Raw genomic sequence first — 9,940 nt, 5'->3', positions numbered from 1 at the left:
TTACTAAATAGCCCTTACACACGAACATCGGATAAGATAGATTATGGAACAATCTGATATCTATCAATTGCGTGTCATCTGGTTGGCACGCCCTTCGAGGAGTATGTCGGATCGACATTGCGCTGAATGAAAACCCATTTTTTGCAGAGCCTTATGGCGTATCCCTCATATCCGACAGGAAGATCAATCCGCCTTGTCAGATGCAAAAACGGTACTGGCATCGCTGACGATGGCAACATGGGAATAAGCAGCCTCGCTGGCTGCAGCGCTGTCGCCGCGCATGATTGACGTGACGATGACGTCGTGCTCGTCATAGGACTTGGCAAGGCGTCCCGGGAGCCGGAATTGCGCCCGGCGGAACGGCGCCAGACGTGCACGGGTCTGCGTCACCATTTCGTAGATGTGGTCGTTATGGGCGCCACGATAGAGTCGCGTGTGGAATTCCGTATTGTGCGCGGCGTACTCTTCCTGGGCGTTGGCGTGGACCAGCCTGGCCGATGCGCGGTGTTCGAGCTCAAGCGCATGACGCTCGTCGACCGTCATCCGCTCGGCCGCCAGCCGCGCGCAGATGGCTTCAAGCTCCGACATGGCCTCGAACATGGAGTGAAGATAGGCTTCGGTGACATTGGCGACCACGGCGCTGCGGTTCGGCTCGCGATCGACGAGGCCCATGGCGCCCAGTTCGCGCAAGGCCTCGCGCACCGGAGTTCTCGACACATCGAAACGGACGGCGAGTGAGAGTTCATCCAGCCGTTCGCCGGGATGCATGACGCCGGTAACGATCATATCCGCGATGGCGCGCACCATCTGCTCGACGGTGGTGCCTGTGCGTATGACCTGTCTGCGCCTGATCTGCTTCACTTCAAAACTCTGCATTTCACATTGTATACAGATGGATGGCGAGATCGTAAAAGTCAAATAGTTTTATATTTGCAGTATCTTATGGATTATCTTGCATGTGTCCGTGCAGCGCTTTTTTCTGCTTTATCGGGCGCTTGCGCTGCATTTTCAGACAAGGATGCATTTTTAATCACCTTTGCAGCGAAATCTGCATACAGTTTACGCGCTTCCGCCTCCCCCGTTTGTAAATCCTATTAATAACAGACACTTAAAATCTGGCACGCGCATTGCATACACTTCTTCTGCAACCATTTGTTTGACGCGGCCTTGCCGCAGGGAGAATCGCAATGACCAAGCTCCTTTCCATGAACCGGCGCCATTTCCTCCAGGCCTCCGCCGCTGGTGCACTGGCGATGACGCCGGGCCTACTGTCGGGTCGCGCCATGGCGCAGACTGCGCTGACCGTCGGCTTCATCTATGTCGGCCCGAAGGATGACTACGGCTATAATCAGGCGCACGCCGAAGGTGCCGCAGCCGTCAAGGCAATGCCTGGGATCACCGTCGTCGAAGAGGAAAATGTGCCTGAAACCGTCGATGTCCAGAAGACGATGGAATCGATGATCAATCTCGATGGCGCGACCCTGCTCTTCCCGACCTCGTTCGGCTATTTCGACCCCCACATGCTGGCCATGGCCGCGAAATATCCCGACATCCAGTTCCGCCATTGCGGCGGCCTATGGCAGGAGGGCAAGAACCCCATGAATACCGGCTCCTATTTCGGCTATATCGGCCAGGGCCAGTATCTGAACGGGATCGCGGCTGGCTATGCCTCCAAGAGCAAGAAGATCGGCTTCGTCGCCGCCAAGCCGATCCCGCAGGTGCTGCAGAACATCAACTCCTTCCTGCTCGGCTGCCGCTCGGTCGATCCCGCCATCACCTGCCAGGTGATCTTCACAGGTGAATGGTCGCTGGCCGTCAAGGAAGCGGAAGCCACCAACGCGCTGGTCGACCAGGGCGCCGACGTCATCACCTGCCATGTGGACAGCCCGAAGGTGGTGGTCGAGACCGCGGCCGGTCGCGGCGCTTTCGTCTGCGGCTACCACGCCAACCAGAGCCCGCTGGCGCCCGAGAAGTACCTCACCGGCGCGGAATGGGCCTGGGGCAACGTCTACACCGATTTCGTCAAGAAGGCGCAGGCCGGCGAGAAGCTCGGCAATTTCGTACGCGGCGGTCTGAAGGACGGCTTCGTCAAGATGAGCCCGCTCGGACCTGCCGTTTCGGCTGAAGCCCGCACCAAGTTCGAGGCCGTCCACGCCGAGATCATGAGCGGCAAGTTCTCGGTCTTCAAGGGACCGATGAAGGACAACAAGGGCAACGTCATCGTCGCCGCCGACAAGGCGCTCGCCGAGGACGCGATCGAGCTTGAGAGCATGGACTATCTGGTCGAGGGCGTCGTCGGATCCACGGCTTAAGCCAGAGGGAGAAGCGTCATGACAATCGAGGCGAACACTCCATCCCTATCGCCTGTAATCTCCGATACGCCGGCGCGGTCCTTCCTGGGGCCGTTGCTGGAATGGCTGGCGCGGCGGGCAGAACCCGTCATCATCAGCCTCGGCGCGATCCTGGTCGGTCTGGCGCTTTTCTCGCTCTTCATCATGGCGGTCGGCAAATCGCCGGCCGTGCTTTTCCAGCTGATGTATACCGGCGGCTTCGGCAGCTGGTTTTCAGTGCAGAACAGCCTCAGCCGTTCCGCCCCGCTGCTTCTGACGGCGCTCTGCGTAGCGCTGCCGGCGCGGCTGGGTCTCACCATCATCGGCGGCGAGGGAGCGGTGGTGCTTGGCGGGGTTGCGGCCGCGGCAATCGCCCTTCCCTTCATCGGCACGCTCCCCGCCATCCTGGTGCTGCTTCTGATGGCGGCGGCGGCCATGGTGGTCGGTGGTCTGTGGATCGGCCTTGCGGGCTTCCTGCGGCACTATCGCGGGGTGAACGAGACGATCTCCTCGCTGCTGCTTGCCTATATCGCAATCGCGCTGATGAACCAGTTCGTCGAGGGGCCGCTGCGCGATCCAGCCAGCCTCAACAAGCCCTCCACAGCGCCGCTGCCGGCGGAGTACATGATGGGCAAGATACCGGGCATGGACGTGCACTGGGGTCTGGTGATCGGTATCGTTGCCTGCATTGTCTCCTGGATCCTGATCGAGGTGACGAGCTACGGCTTCGCCGCCCGCATCGCTGGCGGCAATGTGCGCGCCGCGCAGATCCAGGGATTGCCGGTGGGGCGACTGATCGTCGGCTTCACGGCGATTGCCGGCAGCTTCGCCGGGCTTGCCGGCATGATCGAGGTCGCCGCCGTCCAGGGCAGCGCCAATGCCTCGATCGCGGCCGGCTATGGCTATACCGGCATTCTCGTCGCCTTCCTGGCGCGACACAATCCGCTGGCGATCATTCCCGTCGCCATCCTGCTCGGCGGCATCGATGCCTCGGGCGGGTTGATCCAGCGGCGCATGGGCCTGCCGGATGCGACCGTGCTGGTTCTGCAGGGGACGCTGTTCGTCGTCATCCTGCTGTTCGAGACCTTCTACGGCCGCTTCAAGATCTTCAACCCCGACCTTTGGAAGAGGAACCCGTGATGGACGAGACCGGTATCGGCATATGGGGTGTACCACTGGCGATCCTCGCCGGCGCCATCCGCGTCTCCACGCCCTTCATTTTCGTCAGCCTCGGCGAGACGATTACCGAGCGATCCGGGCGCATCAATCTCGGGCTTGAGGGTACGCTGGTATTCGGCGCGATGACGGCCTACGCGGTGGCCGTCATGAGCGGCTCGGCCTGGCTCGGCGTGCTCGCGGCCATGGGAACGGGCGCCGTCTTCGGCCTCGTGCACGGCTGGATCTGCAAGTGGCCGAAGGTCAACGATATCGCGATCGGCATCGCCATGATGCAGTTCGGCCTGGGGATGGCCTTCTTCCTCGGCAAGCCCTTCATCAAGCCGGTAGCGCCACACCTGCCCTCGATCCCGCTCGGCGGCTGGTCGAGCCTGCCGCAGGTACAGGCTGCGTTGAACATCAATGTGCTCTTCGTCATCGGCGCGCTGTTCGCGGTGGCGCTGTGGTGGGCGTTCAAGAATACCCGCGTCGGCCTCATCCTGCGCGTCGTCGGCGACAGCACGGATGCGGCGCGGGCCATGGGCATCGATCCGGATCGCGTTCGCCTGCTCGCCACGGCGGCGGGGGGATCGCTGGCCGCAGTCGGCGGGGCCTATCTCTCGCTCTATTATCCGGGATCGTGGAACGAGGGCATTTCATCCGGCCAGGGCCTGATGGCGGTGGCGCTCGTCATCTTCGCGCGCTGGAACCCGATCGGCTGCTTCCTCGCCGCCCTGCTCTTCGGCGGCGCAGGCGCGCTCGGCCCTGCCCTGCAATCGGTCGGCGTCACGCAGGGCTACTACCTGTTCTACGCAGCCCCCTACGTGCTGACGCTCGCCATCCTCATCGCCACCTCCTCGCCTACCCGCTCGCTTGCGGGTGCGCCGGGGGCCCTGTCACTCACGAAATAAGTCACTCACCAAGTAATTCTGTTTTGAAATAGGGATTTAGCCATGAACGGTCTCGGCGGCCTCAACAAATCCGAACACGGCGTCGGCATCGGCCTTGTGCAGTTGCAACTCCCCGTGACGGTCACCAAGGAAGATCTGGCGCGGCAGACGCAGGTGATCGTCGATCTCGTGGCCAAGGCACGGCGCAACCAGCCGGGCATGGATCTCGTCGTCTTTCCTGAATATGCGCTGCACGGGCTCTCGATGGATATCAACCCCGAGATCATGTGCAGGATGGATGGGCCCGAGGTCGCGGCGTTCAAGAATGCGTGCCTGGACAACCGGATCTGGGGCTGCTTCTCGATCATGGAGTTCAACCCCGGCGGCATGCCCTACAACTCCGGCATCGTCATCGACGATACGGGCGAGCTGAAGCTCTATTACCGCAAGATGCATCCATGGGTGCCGGTCGAACCTTGGGAGCCGGGCAATCTCGGCATTCCCGTCATCGATGGCCCCAAGGGCGCTAAGCTGGCGCTGATCATCTGCCATGACGGCATGTTCCCGGAGATGGCGCGCGAGTGCGCCTACAAGGGCGCCGAGATCATGTTCCGCACGGCGGGCTATACCGCGCCGATCCGCGACAGCTGGAAATTCACCAACCAGTCCAACGCGTTTTGCAACCTCATGGTCACGGCGAGCGTTTGCATGTGCGGCTCTGACGGCACCTTCGACAGCATGGGCGAAGGCATGATCTGCAATTTCGACGGCTCGATCATCGCTCACGGGACGTCCGGCCGCGTCAACGAGATCATCACCGCCGAGGTGCGTCCCGACCTGGTGCGCGAGGCGCGGCTCGGCTGGGGCGTCGAGAACAACATCTACCAGTTTGGCCATCGCGGCTATGTCGCCGTCGCGGGTGGCGCGGGCGACGCGCCTTACAGCTACATGCACGACCTGATCGCGGGCCAGTACAAGCTGCCCTGGGAGGCGGACATCAAGATCACCGACGGCACCTCCTGCGGCTTCGACAAGCCGGCGAGGCGCTATGGCGAAACATTCAAGCTCGCGGGCGAATAGAGGAGACGGACGATGGACATGATGACCGAGGCAAAAGAGCACTACGTCAAGGCCGATCCCTACCCCTGGCCCTATAACGGCGCGTTGAGGCCCGACAACACGGCGCTCATCATCATCGACATGCAGACCGACTTCTGCGGTAAGGGCGGCTATGTCGATCACATGGGCTACGATCTGGCTCTGGTGCAGGCGCCGATCGAGCCGATCAAGGCGGTGCTGACGGCGATGCGCGCCAAGGGCTACCACATCATTCACACCCGCGAAGGCCACCGGCCCGACCTCGCCGACCTGCCGGCCAACAAGCGCTGGCGCTCGCAGCGGATCGGCGCGGGCATCGGCGACGCCGGGCCTTGCGGCCGCATCCTGGTGCGCGGAGAACCAGGCTGGGATATCATTCCGGAACTCTATCCTCTCGACGGCGAAGTGATCATCGACAAGCCGGGCAAGGGCTCCTTCTGCGCCACGGATCTCGAACTGATCCTCAACCAGAAGCGCATCGAGAACATCATCCTCACGGGGATCACCACCGACGTCTGCGTCTCCACCACCATGCGCGAGGCCAATGATCGCGGCTTCGAATGCCTGCTGCTGGAGGATTGCTGCGGCGCCACCGACTACAACAACCACCTCGCCGCCATCCATATGGTAAAGATGCAGGGCGGCGTGTTCGGCTCGGTCTCGAATTCCAAGGCCCTGATCGAGGCGCTCGTCTGATGCCATCGATGCGCGCCCAGGTCTTTCGCGTGCCGGCCGACGGGCCGGATGATGTCTCCGGTGTCGAGGCGCTGTTTGCTGCCGGCCTGAAGCCGGAGAATGTCGTCGCCATCCTCGGCAAGACCGAGGGCAATGGCTGCGTCAACGACTTCACCCGTGGCTATGCGACATCAAGCTTCGAGGCGCTGTTTCACCGCCATGGTGTCGAGGGCGTGTCGATCGTCATGTCCGGCGGTACCGAAGGGGCGCTGTCGCCGCACTGGACGGTGTTTGCCCGCGAGGAGACCGACGCACCAGCGACGCGGGCGCTGGCGATCGGCGCGGCCCGTACGCCTGCCCTGCCCTCGCATGATCTCGGGCGCCGGGCGCAGGTACTGATGGTGGCCGAGGCCGTGAAGGCCGCGATCAAGGATGCCGGGATCGAGGATGTCGCCGACGTGCATTTCGTGCAGATCAAATGTCCGCTGCTCACGACGCAGCGGATCGCCAAGGTGGAAGCGTCAGGCAAGACGGTCGCCACGCGCGACACGCTGAAATCCATGGGGCTTTCGCGCGGTGCCTCTGCGCTTGGGGTCGCGGTGGCGCTTGGCGAGATCGATGCGGACGAGATCACCGATGGCGATATCGGTACGCGGCACGAGCTCTATTCGCGCTGCGCTTCGGCATCCGCCGGAGTGGAGTTGCTGGATCACGAGATCGTCGTGCTCGGCATGAGCTCCAGATGGTCCGGCCCGTTCCAGATCGACCATGCCGTGATGCAGGACGCGATCGATGTGCAGTCGGTGAAGGCGGCCTATGCACGACTGCCCGAGGGCAGATTGGCGGCGGTGCTGGCGAAGGCGGAGCCAGACCCGAGCGGCTCGGTGCGTGGCAAGCGGCACACCATGCTTGGCGATTCAGACATATCCGGCACGCGCCATGCCCGCGCCTTCGTCGGCGGCGTGCTTGGTGGTGTGTTCGGGATGACCGATCTCTACGTCTCGGGTGGCGCCGAGCATCAGGGGCCGCCGGGTGGCGGTCCCGTGGCAATCATCGTCGAAAAGGAGACCTGAAGTGAGCATAGTCCGCGACACGCCTCTTCCGCAGGCCGGCAAGGCCGTCGGCATCCAGACCCTCGACATGACCATGCGCTTCGGCAGCTTCACGGCACTCGACCATGTCTCGGTCGACATCCCGGCCGGCAGCTTTCACGCGCTGCTCGGCGAAAACGGCGCCGGCAAGTCGACGCTGGTGAAATGCATCATGGGTTTCTACCATCAGACCTCCGGCTCGCTCTCGGTGGATGGCCGCGAGGTGGCGGTTGCCTCGCCCAAGGATGCGGCGACCTATGGGCTCGGCATGGTCTACCAGCATTTCACGCTGGTCCCGTCGCTGACGGGCGCCGAGAACCTCGTCATCAGCCGCGCTGAAGTGCCCGCGATCATCAACTGGGCCAAGGAGCGCAAGGACCTCGCGGCCTTCATGGAGCGAATGCCGTTCAAGATCCCGCTCGACAGGCCGGTGAGCGAACTGGCGGCCGGTGAGAAGCAGAAACTGGAGATCGTCAAGCAGCTCTATCTCGGCCGCTCCTTCCTGGTGCTCGACGAGCCGACCTCGGTGCTGACGCCTGCGGAGGCTGACGAAATGCTCGGGCTGGTGCGTGGGATGACCGAGCGTGGCGAGCTGACAGTGCTGATGATCTCGCACAAGTTCCACGAGGTCACGAAGTTCGCGGATGCCGTCTCGATCCTCCGGCGCGGCAAGCTGATGGGATCGGGCAAGGTCGGCGAACTCTCGACGGCTGATATGGCTGCGATGATGATTGGCGATGTGAAGCTTGCGGAACTCGATACACGCGTGCCTGTTTCCTCGGCCGCCAAGCCGGTTCTGAAGGTCGAGAAGGTGAAGGCGCCGGATCGGTCCGGGCTGAAGACGATCGAGATCGACAGCCTGACGGTGCGATCCGGCGAGATCGTCGGCATTGCCGGCATTTCGGGCAATGGCCAGAAGGAGCTGACCGAAATCCTCGCCGGCCAGCGGCCGACCGATGCGGGCACGGTTGAGGTCAATGGCGACGCCTATGGCGCGACGCGGCCGGAAACGCGGCGCAACAATGTGCGCTTCATTCCCGAGGAGCCGCTGCAGAACGCCTGCGCGCCGAAGATGACCGTCAGCGAAAACCTCGCCTTCCGCACCTTCGACCTTAAGGCCGACGGCAAGGATGCGATCTGGCTCAGCAAGGGCAAGATGCGCAAACGCGCCACCGACCTGATCGCCGATTTCAAGGTAAAGACCGCCTCGTCGTCCTCGCCGATCGCGGCACTCTCCGGCGGCAATGTGCAGCGGGCGGTGCTGGCGCGGGAACTCACCGGCGAGGTCGATCTGCTGATCGTTTCCAACCCCTGCTTCGGGCTTGATTTCTCGGCGGTGGCGGAGATCCGGGCGCGGATCATGCGGGCGCGCAATTCCGGTGCGGCCGTTTTGCTGCTGTCCGAGGATCTCGATGAGCTGCTGGAGATGTCCGACCGGATCATGGTGATCTCGGAGGGCAAACTGGTCTACGAGACGCCGGCGCTGGCTGCCGATATCTCCGTGATCGGCGCGCATATGGCGGGGCACCACTGATGGCTGAGATCAAGGCGCAACCGTTTGGTTTTCCCTTCCGAAAACAGGAGATCGCACTCGTCGTCATCGACATGCAGCGCGATTTCGCCGAACCCGGCGGCTTCGGAGCCAGTCTCGGCAACGACGTTGGTCGCATCACCAGGATCGTGCCTGACGTCAAGCGGCTGATCCAGGGCTTTCGCGATGCCGGGCTGCCCGTCATTCACACGATGGAGTGCCACAGGCCGGACCTGTCGGACCTGCCCGTCGCCAAGCGCAACCGGGGCAAACCGAGCCTCCGGATCGGCGATGAAGGGCCGATGGGGCGTATACTAATTGCGGGCGAGCCGGGCACGGCGATCCTGCCGGAACTGGCACCCATCGATGGCGAAGTCGTCATCGAGAAGCCGGGCAAAGGCGCTTTCTACGCAACCGAGCTCGGCGATGTGCTGAAGGAAAAAGGCATCACGCAGTTGGTGTTCGCGGGCGTGACAACAGAGGTCTGTGTGCAGACGACGATGCGCGAGGCCAACGACCGCGGTTACGAATGCCTGCTCTGCGAGCAGGCGACGGAAAGCTACTTTCCGGAATTCAAGAAAGCCGCCATCGCGATGATCCGCGCCCAGGGGGCGATCGTCGGGTGGACGGCCGATATCTATGACATATTGGAGACGATCAGCCATGCCTGAGACAACACGCGAATTGCTGACATCCGGCGGGTGGAAGGATTTGTCGTTCGGACCGTTTCGCGATGCGGTGACAATCCACTGGATCAAGCCCTTCGAGGGCGACCAGCCGGGCGTGGCACTGTTGAAATACGAGGCCGGCGCGTCCGTGCCGCGGCATCGGCATGAGGGGCTGGAGACAATCCTGGTCCTCGATGGCGTCCAGTCGGACGAGGCAGGCGACTATGGCAAGGGGAGTTATGTCGTCAATCCCGTCGGCACCGAGCATTCGGTGTGGAGCGACACGGGCTGCGTGGTGCTGATACAGTGGGACCGGCCGGTGAAAATTCTCGAGGAGGAAGCGGCATGAGTAACGGACCTGTGTTCGACATCGCTTCCCTGCACGCGTTCTACGCCGACGGCGGCACGGTGGCCGAGATCATCGATCAGATGCTCGCGCGGATCGCCGCGGTCGACGATCTCGGTATCTTCCTTCATCTCGCCGACCGCCAGTCGCTGCTGG

10 protein-coding genes are annotated in these 9,940 nt (G+C 62.8%); 9 read left to right on the top strand and 1 reads right to left on the bottom strand.

Annotated features, from left to right (window positions below; translation table 11 throughout):
• Window positions 1–183: 183 nt before the first annotated feature.
• On the bottom strand, window positions 184–861 hold the full coding sequence (locus B3605_RS15285; protein WP_112945575.1) for a GntR family transcriptional regulator: 678 nt from the start codon (window positions 859–861) through the stop codon (window positions 184–186).
• A 326-nt stretch (window positions 862–1,187) separates the two neighbouring features.
• Between B3605_RS15285 and B3605_RS15280 the strand changes: the two genes are divergently transcribed.
• Genes B3605_RS15280 through B3605_RS15240 form a run of 9 tightly spaced genes read left to right on the top strand, consistent with a single transcriptional unit; the run spans window position 1,188 to window position 9,787 of the window.
• Window positions 1,188–2,312: a BMP family ABC transporter substrate-binding protein gene (locus B3605_RS15280; RefSeq protein ID WP_296434868.1), complete on the top strand. Its 1,125-nt coding sequence runs from the start codon at window positions 1,188–1,190 to the stop codon at window positions 2,310–2,312.
• Between the two features lie 18 nt (window positions 2,313–2,330).
• On the top strand, window positions 2,331–3,470 hold the full coding sequence (locus tag B3605_RS15275; RefSeq protein ID WP_112945577.1) for an ABC transporter permease: 1,140 nt from the start codon (window positions 2,331–2,333) through the stop codon (window positions 3,468–3,470).
• Window positions 3,470–4,396, top strand: a complete 927-nt coding sequence (locus B3605_RS15270) for an ABC transporter permease (protein WP_112945578.1) — start codon at window positions 3,470–3,472, stop codon at window positions 4,394–4,396. Before B3605_RS15275 ends, B3605_RS15270 begins: the two co-directional genes overlap by 1 nt.
• A 42-nt stretch (window positions 4,397–4,438) precedes the next feature.
• The gene (locus B3605_RS15265; RefSeq protein ID WP_112945579.1) at window positions 4,439–5,455 is read left to right on the top strand and encodes a formamidase; all 1,017 of its coding nucleotides are present in this window, start codon (window positions 4,439–4,441) and stop codon (window positions 5,453–5,455) included.
• A 12-nt stretch (window positions 5,456–5,467) separates the two neighbouring features.
• Window positions 5,468–6,169, top strand: a complete 702-nt coding sequence (locus tag B3605_RS15260; protein ID WP_112945580.1) for a cysteine hydrolase family protein — start codon at window positions 5,468–5,470, stop codon at window positions 6,167–6,169.
• Window positions 6,169–7,221 (top strand): ring-opening amidohydrolase, encoded by a 1,053-nt coding sequence (locus B3605_RS15255; RefSeq protein ID WP_112945581.1) that lies wholly within the window; start codon window positions 6,169–6,171, stop codon window positions 7,219–7,221. Before B3605_RS15260 ends, B3605_RS15255 begins: the two co-directional genes overlap by 1 nt.
• A 1-nt stretch (window position 7,222) precedes the next feature.
• Window positions 7,223–8,773, top strand: a complete 1,551-nt coding sequence (locus B3605_RS15250) for an ABC transporter ATP-binding protein (protein ID WP_112945582.1) — start codon at window positions 7,223–7,225, stop codon at window positions 8,771–8,773.
• Window positions 8,773–9,441, top strand: coding sequence for a cysteine hydrolase family protein (locus B3605_RS15245; protein WP_112945583.1), 669 nt, complete (start codon window positions 8,773–8,775; stop codon window positions 9,439–9,441). The genes B3605_RS15250 and B3605_RS15245 overlap by 1 nt, the downstream gene beginning before the upstream one ends.
• Complete coding sequence (locus B3605_RS15240; protein WP_112945584.1) at window positions 9,434–9,787, top strand: cupin domain-containing protein; 354 nt, start codon at window positions 9,434–9,436, stop codon at window positions 9,785–9,787. The genes B3605_RS15245 and B3605_RS15240 overlap by 8 nt, the downstream gene beginning before the upstream one ends.
• Window positions 9,788–9,940 lie beyond the last annotated feature (153 nt).

Origin of the sequence: Rhizobium sp. UBA1881 (genome assembly GCF_002338015.1) — a bacterium.
In the GTDB taxonomy this organism is placed as follows: domain Bacteria; phylum Pseudomonadota; class Alphaproteobacteria; order Rhizobiales; family Rhizobiaceae; genus Rhizobium.
The sequence above is the reverse complement of the archived record's forward strand: the minus strand, read 5'-3'. Positions and strand labels throughout refer to the sequence as shown.